Below are 22,083 nucleotides of genomic sequence, written 5' to 3'. Positions count from 1 at the left end.
TGGCGCGTGATTTCAGCGCGCAGCGATGGCGTAAAGCGAGACCGCGGCGGCGTTCGACACGTTGAGGCTTTCCATCGTCTCGCTAATCGGCAGGCGGGCGAGCGCGTCGCAATGTTCGGCAATGTTGTGCCGCATGCCCGGGCCTTCGGCGCCAAGCACGATCGCGACGGGGCCTGCGGGGAGCGCTTCGCCGAGCGTCGCCTCGGCTTCGCCCGCGAGGCCGAGTCGCCAGTACCCGGCGTCCGCGACCTGGTCGAGCGCGCGCGCGAGGTTGACCGCGCGGACCCACGGCACCGTTTCGAGCGCGCCCGAGGCGGCCTTCGCCAGCGCGCCGCCCTCGGGCGGGGAGTGGCGGTCCTGGGTGAGGATCGCGCAGGCGTCGAACGCGGCCGCCGAACGCAGGATCGCGCCGACATTGTGCGGGTCGGTGACCTGGTCGAGCACCACCAGCGGGCGAGAGGGATCTCCGTGTAGCACATCTTCGAGGAACACCGTCTCGAGCGGTTCGCAATCGAGCACGATCCCCTGGTGCGGCGCATCGCGCGACACCAACCGGTCGAGATCGGGATTGTCGGCATATTCGATCGGGAAGTCGTGCGGGAGTTCGCCGTCGAGCGCCTCGATCGCCTCGTGCGTCGCCCACAGCTTGCGATGCTGGCGCGCCGGGTTCTTCAGCGCGGCCTCGACCGCGTGCCGCCCCCACAGCCGCACCGCACCCTTGCCCGCGCGCCCGCTGCCGCGACCGCCCTTCATCCGCCCGGCGCGTCCGCGCAGCACTCGTTCCTTGCCCTTCTTGCCCACGATATCGTTCCTTGCCTGTCGTTATGCGGCGGTCCCTGCCAGCGAGCCCATTGACAGGCAAGCGCGGCTTCGCCAATGGGGCGCCTCTCGGTCGCGCGAGGCTCTCCGGAGCTTGCCGAACCAGCGGGTCCGCCCGCTTCCGACACCGGTATGGACAGGTGGCCGAGTGGTTAAAGGCAGCAGACTGTAAATCTGCCCGCGCAAGCGTACGCTGGTTCGAATCCAGCCCTGTCCACCACCGCCCGTTCTCGGAACATCCCCGAAAAGCCCTAGAAATCTCAGAAAACCAAGGGTATTCTGCCTTTCGATGGCCGCCCCTGTTCGCTGCTATTTGTCTACAACCGACAGTGAGTGTGGGGAAGGTGTGGGGAAGGAGGTGGGCTTCCCCACACTGCGGCTCTCTTAATTGACCTCCAGAAATGTGGGGAACGAGAATGGGCAAACTTACGGCGGTGGCGGTCAAGGCCGCTTTGGCGAATCCGGGCACCTATCAGGACGGTGACGGACTTTTCCTGAAAGTTGGAAAAACTGGTGCGGCTTCCTGGCTTTTGCGACTCCAGCGCGATGGCAAACGACAGGATATTGGTCTGGGTAGTGCGAAGCTGGTGACGCTGGCGGAAGCGCGTGCGAAGGCTGCTGAACTCCGCAAGGCTGTAAAGGTCGAGAAACGCGACGTACTGACGGAGCGGAAGGACGAGGAAGCCGCCAAGGTCACTTTCCGCGAAGCCGCTACCCAATATCATTCCGAGAACGAAGCTGGCTGGAAAAGCGATGTCTATGGTCGGCAATGGCTGGCCAGTCTGGAAAACTACGCCTTCCCGAAGCTTGGCGACATGACGACTGGTGGAATCACTGCCGCCGATATCATCTCGGTCCTCACGCCGATCTGGCAGGAAATCCCCGAAACAGCCCGCCAGGTTCGGAATCGGATTTGCGCGGTGCTAGATTACTCCCATGCAAAGGGTTGGCGCTCTTCCGAAGCTCCATCAGGCAATAGCAGCCTCAAGGCAGGGCGAGGGCTGCCGCGACAGATCAAGAAACCGGCAAACCGCAAGGCGATGCCATACGTGGCCGTTCCTCCGTTCCTGACCGCGTTGCGCCGCAAACCATCCTATTCGCGTCTGGCGCTAGACCTTCTCATTCTGACGGGCGTTCGCTCGCAGGAAGTGCGGCTCGCGAAATGGGACGAATTCGATCTGGACCAGCGCCTTTGGACAATCCCAGCCGAACACATGAAGCGCAGCAGGGCGCACATCGTGCCGCTTTCAGAAGCGGCCTTGGCGGTGCTTGTGAAGGCGGACGCAATGCGGCTTGAGGGAGCCGAAGTGGTATTCCCCGGCATGACGGGAAAGGCGATGTCCAACATGACGCTGCTCAAGGTCATGCGCGACATGCAGGAGCCGTTCCACGTCCACGGTTTCCGCTCCAGCTTCACCGACTGGGCGGCGAACGAAGGCTTCCCCAATGCGGTCGTCGAAGCGGCACTGGCGCACAAGACGCCTGACGCTGTACAGGCCGCCTATCGCCGCACCACATACCTTGGCACGCCGGATAATCCCGGTGCGCGCGTGAAGCTGATGGAAGCGTGGGGGAATTATTGCGCGGGTACTGCCGGAGCAAATACGCCGATCAATGAAGGCGGCTAATCTGACGCTGGTCATGCAAACAGCGATTAGCCTTGGTTAGCCCGACAGCCATATTGCTGGGCGAGCATTTTCTTCCCATCGAGCGCAGCAAGCTCTGTCCGCATGGCCCCAAGCATCTGTGTTTCCAAAGTGCCGCTATTGGCTTCCCTCAAGGCATCGATCTGAGTTCGGTATTGGGCGACAGTATTCTCATCTAGCGTGAAAGGACACTCTTCGTATGGCCATTCGTTCTCACCGGTGCCGTATGTCGTTGTGTCTACGAATGAGAGGCGGCTCATGGTTCTCAAACCGCCACTGCAGTTTCGGTCACCTTGATAGAGATCGAGGCCCCGAACCGGACCGTCGAATCCTTCAGCCGCCCACCATCGAGCGCATCCGGCTGGGACATTATCCTCCCAAGTCCAAACTAAGCCGAAGCCCTTCCATTGATAACTGGCATCAGCACGGGATGGCACGTCTTTTGGCTTTGGAATGAGAGGGTCAATGATTGGGACTAACCAACCATATACGAAAATCGGGCCGATTGGCGTCAGCGTAATGAGCAACGTCGGTACGACAATTGCAAACAAGGCGAGAATGCTTTTCCTCATCCGATTGACGATCACAGATTAACTGCGGCAAGTCATCGATATTCGTGGGGTTGAGCAACCTGCAGATCATTTCGTGCTGAGGTTGGCATTCTACACACCAAGCCATTCGAGTCCGTGCGGCAGCTCTTCCGCCGCAAAATCTACCTGAAGGACTCTTCTGCTTTTCGGCGCAGAGGCAGCGTCGGACGCGTGAAGAATTGGCGTTGCGTATAGCCATACATCGCCAGCTTCGGCCAAACAGACCGCTGTTCCGCACCTGTCTACCACTCCCTTGACCCGATCTACGGCTATTCTTCCGTAGGTGTGGGATCCAGGAGCAATGAGCAGTGGTGCATTGCTAGCGGGCACATTGTCGATGTGCGCCCTCACCGTCACCATGCGGGTAAGAAGATCAAATGGCGGTGCAACGTGATTCATACCGCTTTTCAAGGTCCAGGGGCCAAACCCCGGTGCATCTCGCCTTTCTTTGACACAGATTGTTCGGTCTTGGTGCCAAGCGAGTGCCCAATTGCTTATCGTCGATTTGTTGAAGAGAATTGCCCTAACCGGTCGGGAAGAGTTACCCAAAGCGCTTGCGGCTATTGCCCCTATCGGACCTTCTCTCGCAAGAATTGGATCGAGCGCGGGTATCCCATGCAAACGAACGCCCGCCCCATCTGCTGGAACCTCGGCAAGCGCTGATATCACATCGTCAATGCAATGGGAGATCGCGCCTTTGAATAGCTGCGCCCCATAGGCTGCAAATTGAGTTGTCGGACGGTCTTTCAACATCCACTTCGCTAAGCATGAGAAACCCCTTTCGGCAACGCCCGCGATTGAGTTGATACGTCATTGCGCGATCCGAATTGAGCAACTGACCGGCCTTTCTTCCTTCCGCGCCTTTTCGGTGCATCGGCTCAATTTTTCGCGGTTTGCGCTAAGGACACGCTGCGCCTCCGCCAATTCTTCCCAAGCTTCGGGGTTCTGAGACCGGATGAGCCTGATTCCTGCTTCCACAATGGACGGCTCTCCAACAGACTTGCGAGCCATCCGTTCGGGTAGCTGCCAGCTTTCTGGCATGGCGCGGGCGATGGTGCCGGGGAGAATCGACCAAAGCAGGATGCCGACCAAGAATCCCATGCCTGCAAAGCGCCAGGTCTGACGCTTCTGCTCGTCCTCGGCGCGGACTCTTCCGACAATTGCGGCGAGCCGGCCGGTTGCATTGTCCAGATCTTTGCGGCCCTGTCGGAACAGGTCGCTGCTGTCGCACAGCATGTCGAGCGAGGCGCGCTTGATCTGAACCGCAATGTCTTCCGGCGTCAGCTCGATGGCAGGCTTGTTGCCGATTGCGGTTAACGTCTTGGAGACCTGTGCCAGCTGATCGGCCATCTGGCCGAGCGTTGCCGTGTAGTCCGGGATTACGATGTCGGCGCGCTCCCTGGCCATGTTCTGGACCGTATGCCGCACCATGGCCATTTCGCCTTCAAGACGGGCGAAGGCTTCTGTTGCCGGATCGGATTCTTCCGCCGTATCAATTTCCGGTTCTGCCTCCGGGGCGGGAGGTTCCTCCACTTCAAGGTCCAACTGTACTTCTTCGATTTGATCGTCTTCCATCATTCAGCTCCTAAATGCCCATGTCGAAAGCGCGGGTGCGTTCACGGGCGAGGGTTGCGGTGAGTTCTTTGGCGATGCTGCGTTCCGGCTTCGGATCGATGCCAAGTTCGCGGGTCTTGCCGCGCAGCAGGCCTTCGACTTGCGGGTCGCGTTCAAGCGACTTCGCCAGCTCGTTCTGCTTTGCCGATACGCGGACAGCACCGGCGCGGTCGCCCTGCTGTTCAAGCTGCTTGCGCGCCGTGCTGAGTCCCTGCCAATCACTGACAAAGCGCTCGGATCGCAGCGCAGGATCGGTGCGCACTGCGGCCTCTTGGTTCATGGCGCGCATGGCCTCCTGGCTACGCCCGCCAGCGGCCTCTGGGATCAGCTCAGGCCGCCGCTCCAGCGCCTTGGCGAGATCGGTGGCCGCATGGGGCCGAATCGCGTCGAGCGCTTTTCCTGCCTTCTCCAGCGCGTCCTTCTGGTGCGGGAGAACGGGCAAGCCCTGGGCTTGCATCGTTCCGATATCGCCAAGCGCGCGGGCATAGCGTTCGACCGCGCGACGCTGGTCGTTCTGCGTGTTCGACTTTGCCGGAAGCGGTTCGAGCTGACGGGCCTGCGGTCGGAAGTTTCCGAAGATGGATTTGGCCTTCTCCGGCACTTGCCGAACCATCGCCATTACCCGCTCGCGGAAGCTGATTCCGCGCAGTTCGGCGAAAGCCTGCTCGGGCTTGTAGTCGCCCGCCATATCTTTCCCGCGCTCGCGGCTAAGGGTGCGAACAAGTTTGGACTGGTCGGCAAAGTCATCGCGCCCATAATGCAGCGCTAGCCCCTCGCGGTGACGCGACATGGCGACATAGGCGGAATGGCTGTCCATGCCCGGTGTGGCGAGAATATGCGTGCGGTCCACTGTCATGCCTTGCGCCTTGTGGATCGTGGCGGCGTAGCCATGATCGATGTGGGCGTAGTACTTGGTGTCGAAGGCAACTTCCCGCCCATCGTCCGTGCGCACGGCCATGCGCTGCGGGCTGGACATCGCGACCGTGCCGAGCGTCCCGTTCTTCACCCCAAGTTCGCGTTCGTTGCGCAGGAAGATGATGCGGTCCCCCGATGCAAATTTCCGTTCGCCGCGTGCGGCCTTGATCGTGGCATCGGCACCTAGCGCGCCAGCCACGCGCATTTTCTCGCGCGCCATCTGGTTGAGCTCGCGGACCTCGTCATTGGTGTGGGTAAGGATGATCCGTCTTTCGTCTGGGCTGTCCTGCCGCTCGCGATCCCAACGCTCGACAAGCTCTGTCCGTGCGACCTCGCGGGTGTCGGTGGCATAGACCATGCCGCGCTCTTCGTAGGTGCGGATCGCTTCGCCCGTGCGGCCCGTGGCGAGCTGCCTGGTCGTATCCTGCTGCCATGCCGATAGCTGACGGCGAACCTCGCTGATCTCGACCCCGCCGTGGCGCTCGTGGATTGCCCGGAATGCTGCACCTGCCTCGATGGCCTGGAGCTGTTGCTGGTCACCGACTAGGACAAGTTTCGCACTGGACTTTGCGGCATGGGACAGCACGCGCTCCATCTGGCGCGTGCCGACCATACCCGCTTCGTCAATGACGAGCACATCCTTGGCAGTCAGCTGCTCGCACCCTTTGCCCCATTGATGCTCAAGGCTGGCGATGGTGCGCGATGCGATGCCGGAGCCGTTTTCCAGACCCTCGGCGGTAATGCCGGACAGGGCTGCGCCACGCACATTGTAGCCCGCGCTTTCCCATGCCTCGCGCGCCACGCCCAGCATCGCGCTTTTGCCGGTCCCGGCATAGCCAACGATCACGGCAAGGCCACCCTTCTTGGTGACATACTCGAAGGCGGATTTCTGCTCGCCTGACAGCACCAGACCGCGCTTCGCGGCGCTTGCAAACGCGGCGTTCCGCTGCACATCATTTACGGCGTGACCAGCGCGTTGCGCCATCGCGTCGGCAGCGCAATGCAGGCGCTGTTCGGTCTCGATCATCGCCCGCGAAGTGAAGCGGTCTTGCCCGCGTCCATCCTTGCCCAATGCGATCAGCTCGGGCGCCGCGCGCACGGCATTGTAGGCGGCGTCAAACTGCTCCTTCCCGTCGCTATGCCGGTGAACAAAGGCGGCAAGGTCGCGCCTGGTGAAGGTGGCTTGCTGGTGCGTGATCGCATCCAAGGCCAGCGAGGGATTGGCGATTATGCGTTCGCCATTGCGCTGGGCGATGGCGCGGTGTTCCTCAATCCGCTCGGCTTCCAGACCGCGTCCGCCAATGCGCGAGGCGGCGGGACCGATCTTGTCCTGCGGTTCCAGCGCAATGCCCTGCGCTTCCAGGCTGCGATGATCGATCCGCGTATCGATGTCGCGTTCCGCCAGCGCGCGGTTGACATGATCGGCCCAGCGCTCGCGCCACTGCTCGATCAGCGCGGTCTTGTTCCAGTCGCGGACTTTTGCGCCAAAGCCATCCTTGGTAACCTCGCGCATGGTCAGCATGACGTGGGCGTGCGGCTTGGCTTTGCCGTCCTCGCCAATATCCCAATGGACATTGAGATCGGCGATCATGCCTTTTTCGACGAATTCAGCCTTCACGAACTCGCGCGCCAGCCTGATGTTGTCTTTCTTCGACAGTTCGCGGGGCAGGGCGAACTCGACCTCGCGGGCAAGCTGCGCATCCTTGCGCTTCTCCGCAGCTTCGACCGCGTTCCACAAAGTGGCGCGGTCGGCGAGGGCTTCGGGTGCGCCTTTGGGCAGCATCACTTCGGAATGAAGAACGCCTGCCTTGTTGGTGAAATCGTGGGTTCTGTCGATCCGCTCATCGTGCAGTTGCTCGCCCGCACGATAGGCCGCAGCCGCCACGGCACTGCGTCCGCTCGACCTTCCGATGACCTTCGCGCTGAAATGAAAGATTGCCATGTCGGCAATCCAGTTACACCGCAAACGCCACGTCGGCACGACGTATAAGCGCGCCCTCTCATGATAAAATCCTGATCGGGACTAGGCGGTATCACACTGTCCCGGCGACCTTACTGCATTGAGATAGCTCACCGATTATCATGTCTCCATCACACCAACGATGGAGATATCCCATGCGCAAACCCCGCGATTTTGATTCGGAGCTCAAGGCCCTCGCCGACAAGGCCAAGCAGATGAAGGAACGCCGCGTGCGCGACCTCGGCGCGCTGGTCACGGCAACCGGAGCCGACGCACTCGATGCGGATGTGCTGGCGGGCGCGCTGCTCGAGGCTGTCGACAACAACGACAAGGCTATAAGCGAGGGCTGGCGCAAGCGCGGCGCGGCCTTCTTTCAGGGCAAGCAACGCAACACTGCGAGCGGACCTCGGCAGCAGCCGGAAGGCACTCTCCCGCTCGATGGCGGCGCGGCATCGGCTTGAGGCAGCAAAGGCACGAACCGACATGCGCGAATGGCAGGTCAAACGACGCGAACGAACCCGGCAACTGATCGAACTGGGCGGCTTGGTTGCCAAGGCCGATCTGGTAGAGCTGACCGATGATGATCGCGCCGCCCTCTACGGCGCATTCCTCACCGTCGCCGCCAAGCTGCGCGGGCCGGATGGTGCGCAGGCGCTGGTGCTGTTCCGGCGCAAGGGCAAGCGGGCGTTCGAGGCAGAGCAGTCTGACTGAGCGACAAAAGAAAGCGGCTCCGGTCCCTGTGAAATGGAGTTGATTGCTCGCGTCAGCTTTGCGCCCCACATCCAGCCATCGAAGGTTCAACGACGATCGCCTGAAAGCGGACATCGGATCAGTAGGCTCGATCTGGCAGCAACGTCGGACGGTCCGGAACGGCAGGTTTTGGGGAGTGAACGAGGGATAGCTGCCCTTCGTTGCGGCCATGTCCGATGGCAGCTAGCCGAGATCGATTTTACCGGCATTGCGGCTTCGCGCTTGTTTGAATAGGTCTGGCCCGGAATCCACTGGCAGGGAATGAGGCTATGCGAGAACATGAGGTGCGGCGGCAAGTTGTCAGCGAAATGCATTTGCGTCGCTGGCCGCTGTTGCAACTGCCGGTCGCAGTGTTCCAGTGGGTGCTTGAGGTTGGGCCTGGCGAGCGTGAGGCGGAGCGCTCAGTCTTGTCCGCTCTGTGCGGAAGCCAATCGGATGAAGAGAATCCGCGCCACCTGTCAGGTGCACTCTCCGGCGACGTCTCCTTTACATGGGAGCGACAGAGCGAAGGTTCGACGCTGACAGTGTTTTGTCCGGGACGCGCCATCGAAGTTTTGCTCGCCCCCGGACTGGACTCTTCGGTGGGCGAGGCCATTGACTGGGCGGAAACCCTGCCGGGCGCAATCATTCGCGCGACATCGATCTGGGTTGGTGGCGACGAAGCCGAAGTCGAAAGGGCATTGCCCGCGGTTGATTTCAACCGCAGCGAGCTTGTGTCGTGCGGCCTCTCCGGGGGAGTGCGTATCTGGTCGGATTTTCGCATTCACCCCGATGGCCGGGGGCGCCTTGTGGTGTCAGCCGGGGAAGTCGACCGGAGTGATCTCACCCGGCAACTGCAGCAATTGCAGGAGCTTGGGAATTACCGCAACAAGGCGCTCTTGGGGCTGCCGGTGGCGCAAGAGGCCTGGCCAAGGCTGGACGCGGCCGAACGCGAATTGGCCGCACTGGCCAAGGCCGTCACTTCCTCGGCGGCCTCTGACGATGATTTGCTGGCGCAATTGTCTGACCTCAGCCTGGAACTTTCGACCATTGCCACGTCAATCGACTATCGCATGAACGCTACCGCAGCCTATTCGCGTCTGGTGGAAGAGAGGCTCGCACAACTTGCTCCGGAACCGATCCGTGGGTTCGCTTCGCTCGTCGACTTCACTGAACGCCGCTTCCTGCCGGCAGCGCGCACCTGCGCCGCCTTGACTGAGCGCGAACGTCAGCTGACACGGCGTGCGCGCCAAATCTCCGAACTGCTGCGCGCCCGCATCGAGACGCGGATCGAGAACCAGAACGCGAAACTGCTTCGATCGATGGAGCGCAGCACGACGATGCAAGTGCGCTTGCAGCAGATCGTCGAGGGCCTCTCCGTAGTGGCCGTGAGTTATTATGCCATCGGCCTGCTAGGGTATGCCATAAAGGGTGCGTCCCATCACTTTGACTGGGTTGATCCGGAAGTTGCGATCGCTTTGCTGGTGCTGCCGGTCCTGGGATGCGTGTGGTTTGCGCTCCATTCGCTCAAAAAGCGGGTTCTGGGCGGCGATTAGCTGCATTCACGCGGAAATTGCGCACGCGACAACGCCTGTGACCAGCCCACAAGCTCATCTCATTGTTAAGTTGGCAGGCGAAATGCAAACTTTCCTTGCACATCGGGCGCGACTGGCGGTAGCAGTTGCGGTCCGCTGCATGTTGGGAGGTGCATTTGGCCGGGGAATTGACGATCCTTGTTGTTTCGCGCGACGATGCGCTGATCAGCGCGGCGCGAGCTGGGCTGAAGGAGCGGGCTGATTACCGGCTGGTCATAGCTGAGGACGGCAAGACCGCGCAGGAGCGGCTCAACGACATCGAAGTACACCTCTTGCTTTGCGATCTCGACACGGTGGACGATGCCCAGGACAACATACTGACACGCGCGCGCGTTTCACATCCGGGGGTTTGTCGAATTGCGGTCTCTTCGCAGAATCGCGACGATGCTGACAGCGAGGCAGTCCGTCGCTCTGCCGCCTATCTCTATCTGTTCAAGCCGCTAACACCTCATCAGATTGCGCTCATGGTAAAGCGCAGCCTGGAAATGAACGAACTTTCGCGACGGCATCGCCTTCTTTCGCGTGAACTGAAGATTTCGGTCGATGACCAGATCTTCGAGGAACGCGTGGATATGTCAGTCAAGGGCGGTTACTCGCAATTCGAGAAGCTCGTTTATGCCAGCGCCAAGATGGCTGATTTGATCGTTGAAGCGCGCAAGGCGGCAGTCACCGATCTGCCAGTCCTCATCGAGGGCGACACCGGGACGGGCAAGGAACTGCTGGCGCGAGCGATCCATTTCAACTCTACACGTGTCGATTCTCCGATCCATGTACAGAATTGCGGCGGTATGCTGGATTCCACGCTCCATTCCGAATTGTTCGGACATGTGCGGGGGGCTTACACCGGAGCCACCGCAGACCGGCTTGGGCTGTTCCGTGCCGCAGATGGCGGAACGGTGTTCCTTGACGAAATTTCAGATGTTTCGCCGAGTTTCCAGGTCAGCCTGCTGCGCTTCCTTCAGAATGGCGAGGTTAAACCGCTAGGGTCGGACAAGTTGTTGCATGCCAATGTCCGGATCATTGCGGCGTCGAACCGGCCGCTTCTGGAAATGGTCGAAAAAGGCGAATTTCGGCGTGACCTGTATTATCGTCTCAAGGGCTTTTCGCTGAGCATCCCGGCGCTGCGGGACAGGCGGGAGGATATTCCTGTTCTTACAGATTTCTTCATCGAGAAATATGCCGGAGTAGTCGGCCGCAGGGTAATTGGCATTACGCAGAGTGCGCTCGACAGGCTGCAGGCTCATCAATACCCAGGCAATGTCCGGGAACTGGAAAGCGAGATCAGGCGCGCGGTGGCGCTGGCTGAAAATGGTGGTTACATTACAGAGCGTAACCTCTCGGCCGTGTTTGATAATCTCGTTGTTGCCCCGGATGTCGGCCAGCAGGCGGAAATGGAAGGCGGCACACTCAAGGAGATGGTCGAGCGTCTGGAGCAACGGGTCGTGGTAGGTGCACTCACCCGTTTTCGCTGGAACCAGAGCAAGGCTGCCGACGCGCTGGGGCTATCCCGCGTGGGCCTGGCCAACAAGATCAAGCGCTACGGTCTGCATGATGGCTGACGGTGGTCTCATGCAGGAGCAGGAGCAGGAACGGGAGTGGCAGTGAAATGGCAGACCGGGACAATGTTGTTCGCTTGCGTTTTTCCCGCATGCCCTATCCGGGGCAAGAGGCGCCACAAGACCTCGGCTCGACAAAGCTGACGCGAACAGCGGGTGCAGGACTTTCTGGTGCGCATGGCCATTGGTGCGGGCGCTGCAAAGGCATCTGGTATTCGGCGTTCGGCGAAGTTGAATGCCCGGTCTGCGGCAACCGGCACGGCTAGCCTGAACGGTTGGCATACGCACCTCCTGCGGCTCCGACTGCAAAGAATGTTTCAAGGAGTGCGTGCAAAGTTTCTTTGCATTTTCTTCGCCGAAAATAAGGGCTTCGCCATACGATATTGAAAATGCTTTAGTATTTTTCTGGCACGAATCATGCTTAATGTCCTCCCATGGCCCGCAGGGGCATTTGGCCGGTCGGGCACTCCGCCGGGAAGTTGGGAGACTGAGAAATGGCGAATCTGTTGTGGCTTCAAGGCGGTGCGTGCTCTGGCAACACCATGTCCTTCCTTAATGCCGAGGAGCCCAGCGCATGCGATCTGGTGACGGATTTTGGCATCAATGTCCTTTGGCATCCCTCGCTTGGCCTCGAGCTGGGTGAGAATGTCAAAGTCATGATGGAAAAGTGCCTTTCCGGCGAAATTCCGCTCGACATTTTCGTGTTCGAAGGCAGCGTCATCAATGCGCCCAACGGTACGGGCGAATGGAATCGCTTCTGCGGTCGTCCGATGAAAGACTGGGTGGCAGATCTTTCTGCCAAGGCGCAATTTGTTGTGGCTATTGGCGATTGCGCCACCTGGGGCGGCATCCCGGCAACGGCTCCCAATCCGTCTGAAAGCGAAGGCTTGCAGTTCCTCAAGCGGGCCAAGGGTGGAGCGCTGGGCGAAGGCTTCACGTCTCAGGCTGGCCTTCCGGTCATCAATATTCCCGGCTGCCCCGCTCACCCTGACTGGGTAACGCAGATCCTTGTCGCCGTTGCCACGGGCCGCGCGGGCGACCTGACGCTGGACGAATTCCATCGGCCAAAGACCTTCTTCTCCAGCTTCACGCAGACGGGCTGCACCCGCAACATGCACTTCGCCTACAAGGTCTCGACCACGGCCTTCGGTCAGCGCAAGGGCTGCCTCTATTACGATCTGGGGTGCCGCGGCCCGATGACTCACAGCCCCTGCAACCGCATTCTGTGGAACCGCGTTTCGTCCAAGACCCGTGCTGGCATGCCCTGCCTTGGCTGTACGGAACCGGAATTCCCCTTCTTCGATCTCGCCCCAGGAACTGTCTTCAAGACCCAGACTGTGATGGGCGTGCCGAAGGATCTTCCGCTAGGGGTTGATCGTACCGGCTACGTCAAGCTCACAGCTGCCGCCAAGGGTGCGGCTCCGGCGTGGGCCGAAGAGGATATCTTCGTCGTCTGATTCATGAGGGTTCATGGCGCGCAGCGAAGCGCGCCGCACACAGAATTTCGGGAGAATTACAATGGCAGCTACACAAACCCTCGACATCTCGCCCGTTGGCCGGGTGGAGGGCGACCTTGATGTCCGTGTCGACATCGAGAACGGGATCGTCACCAATGCATGGACGCAAGCGGAAATGTTCCGCGGCTTCGAGGTCATCCTCAAGAACAAGGATCCACAGGCCGGGCTTGTCGTTACGCCTCGTGCTTGCGGAATCTGCGGTGCCTCGCACCTTTCCTGTGCGGCATGGGCGCTTGACACTGCCTGGGGTACGACCGTTCCGCGCAACGCCATTCTCGCCCGCAACCTCGGGCAAATCGTCGAAACCATCCAGTCGATCCCGCGCCATCATTATGGCCTGTTCATGATCGACTACACCAACCAGAACTATGCGAAGTCCAAGTTCTACGAAGAAGCGGTGAAGCGCTATGCGCCCTTCACAGGGACCTCCTATGAAGCGGGTGTGACCATTTCGGGCCGCCCGGTAGAAATCTATGCCCTGCTTGGCGGGCAGTGGCCGCATTCTTCCTTCATGGTTCCCGGCGGCGTGATGTGCGCCCCGACTCTGACCGACGTGACCCGCGCATGGTCGATCCTGGAGCATTTCCGCCGCAACTGGATCGAACCGCTGTTCCTTGGATGCTCGATGGAGCGCTATGAGGAAATCAGGACTTATGACGACCTGATGGCGTGGCTGGACGAAAAGCCCGAGCATGCCAATTCGGACCTTGGCATGTTCATCCGCATGTCGCTCGATATCGGGCTCGACAAATATGGCAAGGGCCACGGCAAGTTCATCTCCTGGGGCTATCTCCCCCATGAAGACCGTTACAACAATCCGACGATTGAAGGTCGCAATGGCGCGGTCATCATGAAGTCGGGCGTGTTCGATGGTGCCAGCGACACTTTCAAGCTCATGGATCAGGGCAACACCCGTGAGGACATGCAGCATGCCTGGTACGATGAAGGTGACGGCCTCCATCCGTTCGACCGGACAACCAATCCGGTAGCCAAGAACGACATCGACACAGACGGAAAGTACAGCTGGTCAACCGCTGTCCGCCACAGCGACAACGGACGTCTTGAAGCAGGGCCGCTGGCTCGCCAGCTGATAGCAGGTGGCGATCACGGCGAGAGTTGGCAGCACAGTGATGGCCTGGTGCTCGACATGTATCGCAAGCTGGGCGGCGCTTCGATCTACCTGCGTCACTTCGCCCGTCTGCACGAACTGTGCAAACTCTATCGGGAATCCGAGCGAATTCTGCGCGAGTTCCGCCTCAATGACGAGTGGTACATCAAGCCGACCGAGCGCGATGGCCAGGGATGGGGCGCGACCGAGGCTGCGCGCGGTGCCTTGTGCCACTGGATCGACGTGCGCGATGGCAAAATCCACAACTACCAGATCATTGCTCCGACCACCTGGAACGTTGGTCCGCGGGCGAGCAATGGCGAGTTGGGGCCGATCGAGGAGGCACTCATCGGCACCCCGATTGCAAATACTTCCGATCCGGTTGAAGTCGGGCATGTTTGCCGTTCCTACGACAGCTGCCTGGTTTGCACGGTCCACGCACACGATGCGAAAACGGGCGAGGAACTGGCCCGCTTCCGCACAGCTTGATATCGGGTCGCCGGGTGGGAGGACGCTGCAAGATGTCTCCCACCCGAGGCTGCGAATAGAATAACAACCCGTTGGGAGAATGCGCCGGAATGACTGGCGACAACACCGAATTGCAGCGCCAGCGCGAATGGCTCTTGTCCCGGTATGGCGTGGTGCCTTCGGAGGCCGATCATGCGACACTTCTGCGCATGATCGAGGATTATCTCAACGAAGGGCTGGAAACGCAGGTAGAGCCATTCCCCGAAACGGACCGCGAATTTTCAGGTATTCTTGATGAGTTAAGGGCGCTCGACCCGGATGATCTAAGGGCCAAGCTCGACATTTCCGGCTGGTTGCTTCGCCCATACGGGGCAGACGAGATGCGCTGTCAGGAATGCATGTATTATCTGGTCCACAGGCGCTGGTGTGACCTGCCGGAGCTAAGCTTGCCCGCCGAGCCCGAATGGTGGTGCCGCCTCTGGCGCATTTGAAGGAGTTGCGCATGGCCACTGATGCAGACGAAACCCTACGGCAGGAAATCGCGGGTCTTCTGGCTGGCGGCCTTGAAACCGAAGTCTTCCCCAGAGCCGAAGACTCTGCGCAGGTCAACGCGATCGTGTCCCGCCTGCAATCGGAAGGCAAGGATCTTGCTTCCAAGCTTGTGGTTGCTGGCTTTACAGATCACACCATCACGGCTGATGAACTGGAACAGCCCTGCGAAACCTGCATGTATTACCTTATCAAGCGCCGCTTCTGTGATCTGCCTGAACTTATGCTGCCGGTTGAACCCGAGTGGTCGTGCCGCCTGTGGCGAATTTAGACGCACCTGCCACTGCGATCATTGGCTGCGGCAATATCAATCGCGGTGATGACGGGGCTGGTCCGGCCGTCATCGCCCGGCTTGCTGCTGAAGATTTGCCGTCTGATGTAGAGCTGCTGGATGCCGGCACTGATGGGATGGCAGTGATGTACCGTGCGCGCGGGGCGCAGCAGCTTATCGTGATCGATGCAAGGGAGCCCGAAGGCAAGCCGGGGGCTATCTACGAGGTTCCCGGCGATGTGCTGGCGGCAGAACCGGTCCATGGCGTGGGTCTTCACGCGTTCCGTTGGGACAACGCCCTGTTTGTGGGACGCAAGATCTTTGGCGATGACTTCCCTTCTGATGTGCAAGTCTATCTGATCGAAGCGCAGACGCTGGACTATGCCACCGAGCTTTCCGGGCCGGTAGTTGCAGCGGTCGAGAAGGTGGCGGCCAAGATCGCGGCGCGGCTCGTCATCGCCCCCGAGGCTTAAGTCATGGAGCACACCATCTCCGTCGCGCGCGGGACGATCCGGTTTCCCGCAGGCCTGGTCGCTACCTATTTCTCGGGCATCGATGCAGTTGCGGTGCTGATCGATGGCGCGACCTTGCGGATTTTGCCGGTCTTTCACGCGGCGGCCGGAGGAGCGCTGTTGAAACAACGCAATGCTCAAGGCGATCGGGTGGTTGGCGCTTTCGATGTGTTCGAGGCGCATGGCCTCGCCGACTTCGAGGCGCAGGACGTCCCCGTAAGATGGTCAAGCGGAGACGCGGCGCTTCTTGCGGACCTTCCCGTAACTGATAACTAAGTTTACATAACGAAAAACTGATAGACAATTCATCCGGCGCTCGTTTTAAGAGCTGCAAGGCCCGAATCCGATCAAGGGGAGGCCGGGGAGAGTCGGGATGGTTGCGCTCAGTCGCACAGAGGATCAGCTGGCGGCCGCCTTGAAGGTGGTGGAGGAAAGTGACGCTTCGGTTATCGAGAAAGCCGAAATGCTCATGGAAATTGCCATGGGTCTTCAACAGCGGCCGAAGGAAGCCGACGACCTGCTGGCAGCCATCGAACTCTATGAACAGGCAATCCATCAGTGCGGAGACCAGGATGCACTGCTGACTGCCCGGATTCGTGCGCGAATGGCCACGGCGTTGATGGCAATACCCTCCGAAATTGCCGCACCGATCGAACAGGCTCGTGACCTGCTGAAACAGGCAATATCGGTTTTGGCAGAGGGCGGCAGCGGCGAAGAGCTGGCTGAAGCGGAAATGAACCTTGGCCTCGCCCTGCAGACGCTTGCAGGCGCAGGCATGGCGCGAATTACAGATGCAATATCCGCCTATCAGCGATCGCTGCGGACGTTCAACAAGCTGCGTCATCCACGCGAATATGCCATTCTGAACAACAATCTGGCGACCGCCTTCCTCTCCGTTCCGATTACGAGCGATAGCGGCAAGATCAGCGAAGCGCTGGCGGTGCAATCATTTGAAGAAGGACTTTCGGCGGTCAATCTGATCGATCAGCCGATGGAATATGCAATGCTTCAGAACAATCTGGGCAATGCGCTGCAATATGCATCATCGAGCCACCGGGTCGAGAACGGTTTCCGCGCGCTGGAAGCCTATGACGAGGCGTTGAAGGTGCGCCAGCGGGACAACACTCCGCTTGAATATGCCAACACCATAGCGAACAAGGCCAATTGCCTTTGCAACCTCCCTGACGATCCGCAAGACGGAGAAGCGGGCAATCCACGCAACATCGCGCAGGCGATCAAGCTTCTGCGCGAAGCGCGCGAAATATTTGCCGCTGCCGGAGCGCAGGACCGGGCCGAGAGCGCGGCGCAAACAATCATCGAACTTGAAATGGCAGTGCGCGGCGAACCCTCGCGCGCCAACGGCGGATTTTAGAGAACAATGGAGGTGAATTTGCTCGTAATTTTACTGCTGGCCCTGGTGGCCGGAATAGCAGGGGCTCTTGTCGGCGGCGCGCTCTCGGGCCTGAAGATTGGCGGGGCTGCGCTGGGCAAGCAACTGGCAGCCCAACTGGGCGGGCTATACGGCCTGCTCGCCGGAGTTCCCGGTGTAGTCATGGGACTCGCCGTGCTGTTTTTCATGCAATCGGCCTGAGGGAGACTACCATGTTTGATATGGTTTTCAGTTCAACCAAGTTGTTTTTTCAGGGCAAGCTGTTCCAGGATACGGCCCTCGCCATCCGTCTACTTGTGACCGGGGCTGCCGCAGCTACCGTTGCAACTGTATTGGTTGGCATGGTTGCACCACTTTGGGTAGCGGCGATTGCCGGGGGCCTGGTGGGCGGCTTGCTTCAGCCTTACCTCTACCGGAACATCAAGTACGCCTGATCCGATGTCAGAGGCGGATCCCCAGCGGCCCGAGCCAACGCTTTCCCGCCTGCTGGGGGATCTGACCGCGCTGGAAGCGCTGGCAGAGAACTGGGAAGAAGGTGCACGTAATGGTGCGCAGGCACGGGCAGCGGCGCTTGATGCGCTCAATGCCGAAGCCTTCCGTCGCCTGATCCGTTCGCTGCGTGAGCTGCCCGGCGCAGCCGAGGCCTTGCGTCAGGCGGCGGCGGACGAGGTGGTCTATTGCGTGCTCCGCCGCCATGGCATCCTCAAAGCCAGCCTGTTCGAGCGGGTCGATGCCGCGCTTGCCACGGTGCGCCCGACGCTGGCCGGCCATGGCGGCGATGCCGAACTGGTCGAAGTATCTGGCGACAAGGCAGTGGTGCGTTTTCTGGGGGCCTGTGATGGATGTCCCGCTTCGGCGCTGACTTTCTATGCCGGGGTAAAGAAAGCAATCACAGAGCAAGTGCCCGAAATCCGCGAAGTCAAGCAGGCCAAGGGGCTGGGCGGCGGCGGTGGTGATACGGTGCATTTCACTTCTCCCTTCGCCGCGCATGAGCATGAAGGCTGGCTCCATGCTCTGCAACTAACTGAATTGCCCGACGGGACGACTTCTGTCCTGGAGCTGGAAGGGCGTTCGCTGCTGCTTTCGCGATTCGGGGACAAGGTTACCTGTTTCGAGAACGCCTGTGCGCATCTTGGCATGCCGATGGACCAGGCGGAAATTGCCGATGGCTTCATCACCTGCCCGCATCATGGTTTCCGTTATGCGCTCGAAAGCGGTGAATGCCTGACGGCACCAGAAGTGCAATTGCAACCCCATGCCGTACGCGTCCGAGGGGATGCCATCGAACTGAGGCTGACGCGATGAAAGTATCGCTCGCGCCCTCCTTCCGTCCGGTCAAAGCCGAAGGGACGCAAATCGCGGGGGCACCGCTGCTGGAAGAAGGCGGGCCGCGCGTGGTACTCGGCTGGTCGCCGGGCGACGTTGCAACGCCGCTATCTCCCGCCGCTGCAAGCCTGTTCGGGCCGCGCGGTGTCTGCCTGCATCCTGATGGAACATTGTGGGTCGCGGATACCGGGCATCATCGGCTGCTGGGATGGCGAAAGATCCCACAATCGGACAATGAGCCTGCCGATATTCTGATCGGCCAACCGAGTTTCTGCCGCGAAGGCCGCAACGCCAAGGGGCCTCCCGGTCCTGCTACGCTCAATGTGCCGACTGGCCTGTGCGCATGGCGCGGCGGATTGGCCGTGGCTGATGCCTGGAACCACCGCGTGCTGATCTGGCGCGAAGTGCCAACAGGCAATGGCCAGCCAGCCGATCTGGTGCTGGGTCAGGAGGATAGTGAATCCGTTCTGGCCAATCGCGGCGCTGACCGTCCAACCTCGGCCAGCCTGCACTGGCCCTATGGCGTGGCCGAAGTGGCCGGCAGACTGGTCGTATGCGACAGCGGCAACCGCCGCCTGCTCGTTTGGAGCGATCCTTCAGAAACCGGCCAGCCAGCCGATCTGGTGCTGGGCCAGCATGACTTCTCTACGCGCGACGAGAACGCGGGCGGCGAAGTCACGGCGATGTCGATGCGGTGGCCGCATGGAGCCTGCTGGTGGAATGGCCATCTCGCGCTGGCAGACAGCGGCAACAACCGTGTGATGCTGTGGCGTGGATTTCCAGAGCACAATGGCTCGCCTTGCGACGCAATTCTGGGACAGCGGGACACCGCACATTGCGATCACAATATGTCCTCCTACTATCCCAGCGCGGCCAGTGTGAACATGCCCTATGCGACGGTTGAAGCCGGTGGCCAGCTGATTGTGGCCGATACCGCGAACTCGCGTCTGCTCGGCTGGGCAGACAGCGCCACCGGCATTGCGGCGAACCAGCTTTGTGGTCAGCCGGACTTCGCCAGCAAGGGCGACAATCGCTGGGGCATGCCCGAACGAGACAGCCTGTGCTGGCCCTATGGCCTGTCAGCGCTGGGTGATCTGGTGGCGGTTGCCGATAGCGGCAACAATCGCGTCCTTTTGTGGAATCTGGCGCGGTGACCGGCGAACGCCTTTTGGTACGCGGCCAGGTGCAGGGCGTAGGCTTCCGGCCCACTGTATGGCGGGTTGCACGCGAGCTTGAGCTAACCGGTGATGTGCGCAACACCAGCAGCGGGGTTGAAATTCGCCTTTGGGGCGAAGCGGTGTCGCGCTTTGAAAGCGAACTGCGCGCGGCGCTGCCTGCATTGGCGCGGATTGATGCGATAGAACGCGTGGCAATTGATGCTGTGCGGCCCGAGAGCTTCGTTATCGGTGCATCGGAAGGTGACGGCATGCGCGGGGCTGTAACGCCCGATGCGGCAATCTGCTCCGCCTGCCTTGAAGAAGTGCGCGATCCTTTCGAGCGTCGCTATCGCTACCCCTTTACCAATTGTACCGAATGCGGGCCGCGTTTCTCGATTATCGAGACCGGCCCCTATGATCGTGCCCGCACGACCATGAGAGGTTTCGCGATGTGCCCGGAATGCGGAGAGCAATATTCCGATCCGACAGACCGGCGCTTCCATGCCCAACCTATCGCGTGCCATGTTTGCGGACCGCGCGCATGGATCGAGCGCCTTGGCCCCGGTACTGTTAATCACGAAGCCTTTTCGATGATGGACGACGTGGATGCCGCAGGCGGCATGCTGATGAACGGGCATATCGTCGCCATCAAGGGGCTTGGCGGCTTTCATCTCGCCTGTGATGCCACCCGCGCGGAGGTGGTGGCCGATCTGCGTATGCGAAAACGGCGCAGGGGCAAGGCCTTTGCCCTGATGGCGCGCGATCTGGACGTTATCCGCCGTTATGCCGAATTCTCGGATCAGGAAGCCGAACTGCTGGCATCGCCTGAAGCGCCGATCGTGTTGCTGCGCGCATCGGGGGAGCCGCTGGCTGAAGCGGTGGCGCCGGGGCTGGACCGGATCGGCTTCATGCTGCCTCACACCCCGCTGCATCACCTGCTGTTGCGGCGGATGAAGCGCCCGGTGGTGATGACTTCGGGCAATCTCTCAGGCCGCCCGCAATGTACCTCTAACGAGCAGGCCCGTGCCGAACTGGAAGGCATTGCCGAATTTGCGCTGATGCACGACCGGCACATTGCCAACCGGATCGACGACAGCGTTACGCGGGTCGATCTGGGCCGGGTCCGGCTGCTGCGCCGCGCGCGCGGCTACGCCCCCAGAGCTATCGACTTGCCCACCGGCTTTCCGCGCGACCTCTCGCTGCTGGCCATGGGTGCGGAGCTCAAGAACAGCTTCTGTCTGGTGCGCGATGGCGAAGCTGTGCTGAGCCAGCACATGGGCGATCTGGAGGATGCGGCCACCGAAGATGATGTGCGCCGCAACCTCGATCTTTATACCCAGCTCTACGACCATCAGCCAGCGGCAATCGCGGTGGACGCGCATCCCGAATATCTTTCGACCAAGCATGGGCGCGAAATCGCGGATGGACGACCGGTGATCGCGGTACAGCATCACCACGCCCATATCGCCGCCTGTCTGGCCGAAAACGGCCGCTCGCTCGATGCCGCCCCTGCACTGGGAATTGCGCTTGACGGTCTGGGCCTGGGTGATGACGGCACGATCTGGGGCGGTGAGTTCCTGATCTGCGATTATCGCGGATACCGTCGTGCCGGGATGCTCAAGCCGGTCGCACTACCGGGTGGGACTGCGGCGATCCGCGAACCCTGGCGCAATGCCTATGCCCATTTGATGGCGCAGATGGGCTGGGCCGAATTCGCGATGAATTTCGCTGACCTGCCATTGTTTGCCCGCCTTTCCGCCATGCCGCGATCCACGATCGATGCGATGATCGCCAGCGGCACCAATAGCCCACTTTCTTCCTCATGCGGGCGGTTGTTCGATGCCGCAGCGGCGATCTGCGGTCTCGCCTGGGATCGGCAGGAATATGAAGGACAGGCAGCCATGTTGCTGGAAGCAGCAATCGATCCGGCGGCGCTGAATGAGCCGGACGATCTGGCCTATCCTTTTTCCATTCCGTTGCTGGGCGGGCGTGGGCTTCCCTATGTTGAACCGCTCGCCGTGTGGCGGGCGATGCTGGGTGACCTGCTGCTGAATACGCCGGTTGGGGTGATGTGCGCGCGGTTCCATCGCGGCCTCGCACGGTCTGTTGTGGCCATGGCGCAGCGCCTGACCGCAGACGATGGCCCTGATACTGTGGCCCTGTCTGGCGGCTGTTTCCAGAACGCCACGCTGTTCCGCCTGGTCCATGAAGGATTGGAACAGCTGGGGCTCAACGTCCTCAGCCACTCGAGAGTGCCCGCCAATGATGGCGGTCTGGCTTTGGGGCAGGCCGCTGTGGCCATGGCCCATTTGCACGAAGCGACCGCGGAAACCGAAAATGGGAGAGAAGTATGTGCTTAGG

The 22,083-nt window shown here is 60.7% G+C and carries 22 protein-coding genes and 1 tRNA gene; 18 read left to right on the top strand and 5 right to left on the bottom strand.

What is annotated here, in order from left to right:
* Positions 1–12: 12 nt before the first annotated feature.
* A complete protein-coding gene (locus T8S45_RS06050; protein ID WP_188643140.1) occupies positions 13–753 on the bottom strand; it encodes a TrmH family RNA methyltransferase in 741 nt (246 codons plus the stop codon).
* A 200-nt stretch (positions 754–953) separates the two neighbouring features.
* On the opposite strand from T8S45_RS06050, the gene T8S45_RS06045 reads away from it, so the two are divergent.
* Positions 954–1,039, top strand: a tRNA-Tyr gene (locus T8S45_RS06045).
* A 196-nt stretch (positions 1,040–1,235) separates the two neighbouring features.
* Positions 1,236–2,447, top strand: a complete 1,212-nt coding sequence (locus T8S45_RS06040; protein WP_011541155.1) for a tyrosine-type recombinase/integrase — start codon at positions 1,236–1,238, stop codon at positions 2,445–2,447.
* Between the two features lie 26 nt (positions 2,448–2,473).
* On the opposite strand, the gene T8S45_RS06035 is transcribed toward T8S45_RS06040, so the two are convergent.
* From T8S45_RS06035 to traA, 4 genes are all read right to left on the bottom strand, one after another.
* Positions 2,474–3,037, bottom strand: coding sequence for a hypothetical protein (locus tag T8S45_RS06035; protein WP_322295033.1), 564 nt, complete (start codon positions 3,035–3,037; stop codon positions 2,474–2,476).
* A gap of 90 nt (positions 3,038–3,127) precedes the next feature.
* Positions 3,128–3,808, bottom strand: a complete 681-nt coding sequence (locus tag T8S45_RS06030; RefSeq protein ID WP_011536516.1) for a phytanoyl-CoA dioxygenase family protein — start codon at positions 3,806–3,808, stop codon at positions 3,128–3,130.
* 57 nt (positions 3,809–3,865) lie between these two features.
* On the bottom strand, positions 3,866–4,633 hold the full coding sequence (locus T8S45_RS06025; RefSeq protein ID WP_011536517.1) for a DUF6118 family protein: 768 nt from the start codon (positions 4,631–4,633) through the stop codon (positions 3,866–3,868).
* 7 nt (positions 4,634–4,640) lie between these two features.
* Entirely contained in the window at positions 4,641–7,526 is a 2,886-nt protein-coding gene (traA, locus tag T8S45_RS06020; protein WP_041384243.1) for a Ti-type conjugative transfer relaxase TraA, read from the bottom strand.
* 173 nt (positions 7,527–7,699) lie between these two features.
* Between traA and T8S45_RS06015 the strand changes: the two genes are divergently transcribed.
* The 16 genes from T8S45_RS06015 to hypF all read left to right on the top strand — a co-directional run bounded on the left by T8S45_RS06015 (position 7,700) and on the right by hypF (position 22,082).
* Complete coding sequence (locus tag T8S45_RS06015; protein WP_011536519.1) at positions 7,700–8,005, top strand: conjugal transfer protein TraD; 306 nt, start codon at positions 7,700–7,702, stop codon at positions 8,003–8,005.
* Between the two features lie 22 nt (positions 8,006–8,027).
* Entirely contained in the window at positions 8,028–8,255 is a 228-nt protein-coding gene (locus tag T8S45_RS06010; RefSeq protein ID WP_041384259.1) for a conjugal transfer protein TraD, read from the top strand.
* Positions 8,256–8,563: 308 nt separating this feature from the next.
* Complete coding sequence (locus T8S45_RS06005; RefSeq protein WP_062342853.1) at positions 8,564–9,829, top strand: DUF3422 family protein; 1,266 nt, start codon at positions 8,564–8,566, stop codon at positions 9,827–9,829.
* Positions 9,830–9,978: 149 nt separating this feature from the next.
* Complete coding sequence (locus T8S45_RS06000) at positions 9,979–11,427, top strand: sigma-54 dependent transcriptional regulator (protein ID WP_011536522.1); 1,449 nt, start codon at positions 9,979–9,981, stop codon at positions 11,425–11,427.
* A gap of 491 nt (positions 11,428–11,918) precedes the next feature.
* Positions 11,919–12,881 carry an NADH-quinone oxidoreductase subunit B family protein gene (locus tag T8S45_RS05995; RefSeq protein ID WP_011536524.1) on the top strand — a complete coding sequence of 321 codons (963 nt, stop codon included), beginning with the start codon at positions 11,919–11,921 and terminating at the stop codon, positions 12,879–12,881.
* 61 nt (positions 12,882–12,942) lie between these two features.
* Positions 12,943–14,538, top strand: coding sequence for a nickel-dependent hydrogenase large subunit (locus T8S45_RS05990; protein ID WP_041384245.1), 1,596 nt, complete (start codon positions 12,943–12,945; stop codon positions 14,536–14,538).
* A gap of 89 nt (positions 14,539–14,627) precedes the next feature.
* Positions 14,628–15,008 (top strand): hypothetical protein, encoded by a 381-nt coding sequence (locus T8S45_RS05985; protein WP_007015745.1) that lies wholly within the window; start codon positions 14,628–14,630, stop codon positions 15,006–15,008.
* Positions 15,009–15,019: 11 nt separating this feature from the next.
* Positions 15,020–15,337: a hypothetical protein gene (locus tag T8S45_RS05980; RefSeq protein WP_041384263.1), complete on the top strand. Its 318-nt coding sequence runs from the start codon at positions 15,020–15,022 to the stop codon at positions 15,335–15,337.
* The gene (locus tag T8S45_RS05975) at positions 15,325–15,810 is read left to right on the top strand and encodes a hydrogenase maturation protease (RefSeq protein ID WP_011536528.1); all 486 of its coding nucleotides are present in this window, start codon (positions 15,325–15,327) and stop codon (positions 15,808–15,810) included. Before T8S45_RS05980 ends, T8S45_RS05975 begins: the two co-directional genes overlap by 13 nt.
* A 3-nt stretch (positions 15,811–15,813) precedes the next feature.
* Positions 15,814–16,125 carry a hypothetical protein gene (locus T8S45_RS05970; protein ID WP_011536529.1) on the top strand — a complete coding sequence of 104 codons (312 nt, stop codon included), beginning with the start codon at positions 15,814–15,816 and terminating at the stop codon, positions 16,123–16,125.
* Between the two features lie 97 nt (positions 16,126–16,222).
* A complete protein-coding gene (locus T8S45_RS05965; RefSeq protein WP_011536530.1) occupies positions 16,223–17,221 on the top strand; it encodes a tetratricopeptide repeat protein in 999 nt (332 codons plus the stop codon).
* A gap of 6 nt (positions 17,222–17,227) precedes the next feature.
* Positions 17,228–17,440: a hypothetical protein gene (locus tag T8S45_RS05960; RefSeq protein ID WP_011536531.1), complete on the top strand. Its 213-nt coding sequence runs from the start codon at positions 17,228–17,230 to the stop codon at positions 17,438–17,440.
* Positions 17,441–17,451: 11 nt separating this feature from the next.
* A complete protein-coding gene (locus T8S45_RS05955) occupies positions 17,452–17,673 on the top strand; it encodes a hypothetical protein (RefSeq protein WP_041384247.1) in 222 nt (73 codons plus the stop codon).
* 4 nt (positions 17,674–17,677) lie between these two features.
* Positions 17,678–18,544: a NifU family protein gene (locus T8S45_RS05950; protein ID WP_041384249.1), complete on the top strand. Its 867-nt coding sequence runs from the start codon at positions 17,678–17,680 to the stop codon at positions 18,542–18,544.
* Complete coding sequence (locus tag T8S45_RS05945) at positions 18,541–19,719, top strand: NHL repeat-containing protein (RefSeq protein WP_041384250.1); 1,179 nt, start codon at positions 18,541–18,543, stop codon at positions 19,717–19,719. The genes T8S45_RS05950 and T8S45_RS05945 overlap by 4 nt, the downstream gene beginning before the upstream one ends.
* Positions 19,716–22,082, top strand: a complete 2,367-nt coding sequence (gene hypF, locus T8S45_RS05940) for a carbamoyltransferase HypF (RefSeq protein WP_231735371.1) — start codon at positions 19,716–19,718, stop codon at positions 22,080–22,082. The genes T8S45_RS05945 and hypF overlap by 4 nt, the downstream gene beginning before the upstream one ends.
* Position 22,083 lies beyond the last annotated feature (1 nt).

The sequence above is a fragment of the Pseudoblastomonas marina genome (assembly GCF_034374265.1).
In the GTDB taxonomy this organism is placed as follows: domain Bacteria; phylum Pseudomonadota; class Alphaproteobacteria; order Sphingomonadales; family Sphingomonadaceae; genus Alteriqipengyuania_A; species Alteriqipengyuania_A marina.
Note: the sequence above shows the minus strand (reverse complement) of the source record. Positions and strands in the feature narration are given on the sequence as shown.

Coding starts and splice junctions, on each gene's coding strand:
- T8S45_RS06050 (WP_188643140.1), bottom strand. CDS start 753: ATGAAGGGCGGTCGCGGCAGCGGGCGCGCGGGCAAGGGTGCGGTGCGG.
- T8S45_RS06040 (WP_011541155.1), top strand. CDS start 1,236: ATGGGCAAACTTACGGCGGTGGCGGTCAAGGCCGCTTTGGCGAATCCG.
- T8S45_RS06035 (WP_322295033.1), bottom strand. CDS start 3,037: ATGAGGAAAAGCATTCTCGCCTTGTTTGCAATTGTCGTACCGACGTTG.
- T8S45_RS06030 (WP_011536516.1), bottom strand. CDS start 3,808: ATGTTGAAAGACCGTCCGACAACTCAATTTGCAGCCTATGGGGCGCAG.
- T8S45_RS06025 (WP_011536517.1), bottom strand. CDS start 4,633: ATGATGGAAGACGATCAAATCGAAGAAGTACAGTTGGACCTTGAAGTG.
- traA (WP_041384243.1), bottom strand. CDS start 7,526: ATGGCAATCTTTCATTTCAGCGCGAAGGTCATCGGAAGGTCGAGCGGA.
- T8S45_RS06015 (WP_011536519.1), top strand. CDS start 7,700: ATGCGCAAACCCCGCGATTTTGATTCGGAGCTCAAGGCCCTCGCCGAC.
- T8S45_RS06010 (WP_041384259.1), top strand. CDS start 8,028: ATGCGCGAATGGCAGGTCAAACGACGCGAACGAACCCGGCAACTGATC.
- T8S45_RS06005 (WP_062342853.1), top strand. CDS start 8,564: ATGCGAGAACATGAGGTGCGGCGGCAAGTTGTCAGCGAAATGCATTTG.
- T8S45_RS05995 (WP_011536524.1), top strand. CDS start 11,919: ATGGCGAATCTGTTGTGGCTTCAAGGCGGTGCGTGCTCTGGCAACACC.
- T8S45_RS05990 (WP_041384245.1), top strand. CDS start 12,943: ATGGCAGCTACACAAACCCTCGACATCTCGCCCGTTGGCCGGGTGGAG.
- T8S45_RS05985 (WP_007015745.1), top strand. CDS start 14,628: ATGACTGGCGACAACACCGAATTGCAGCGCCAGCGCGAATGGCTCTTG.
- T8S45_RS05980 (WP_041384263.1), top strand. CDS start 15,020: ATGGCCACTGATGCAGACGAAACCCTACGGCAGGAAATCGCGGGTCTT.
- T8S45_RS05970 (WP_011536529.1), top strand. CDS start 15,814: ATGGAGCACACCATCTCCGTCGCGCGCGGGACGATCCGGTTTCCCGCA.
- T8S45_RS05965 (WP_011536530.1), top strand. CDS start 16,223: ATGGTTGCGCTCAGTCGCACAGAGGATCAGCTGGCGGCCGCCTTGAAG.
- T8S45_RS05960 (WP_011536531.1), top strand. CDS start 17,228: ATGGAGGTGAATTTGCTCGTAATTTTACTGCTGGCCCTGGTGGCCGGA.
- T8S45_RS05955 (WP_041384247.1), top strand. CDS start 17,452: ATGTTTGATATGGTTTTCAGTTCAACCAAGTTGTTTTTTCAGGGCAAG.
- T8S45_RS05950 (WP_041384249.1), top strand. CDS start 17,678: ATGTCAGAGGCGGATCCCCAGCGGCCCGAGCCAACGCTTTCCCGCCTG.
- T8S45_RS05945 (WP_041384250.1), top strand. CDS start 18,541: ATGAAAGTATCGCTCGCGCCCTCCTTCCGTCCGGTCAAAGCCGAAGGG.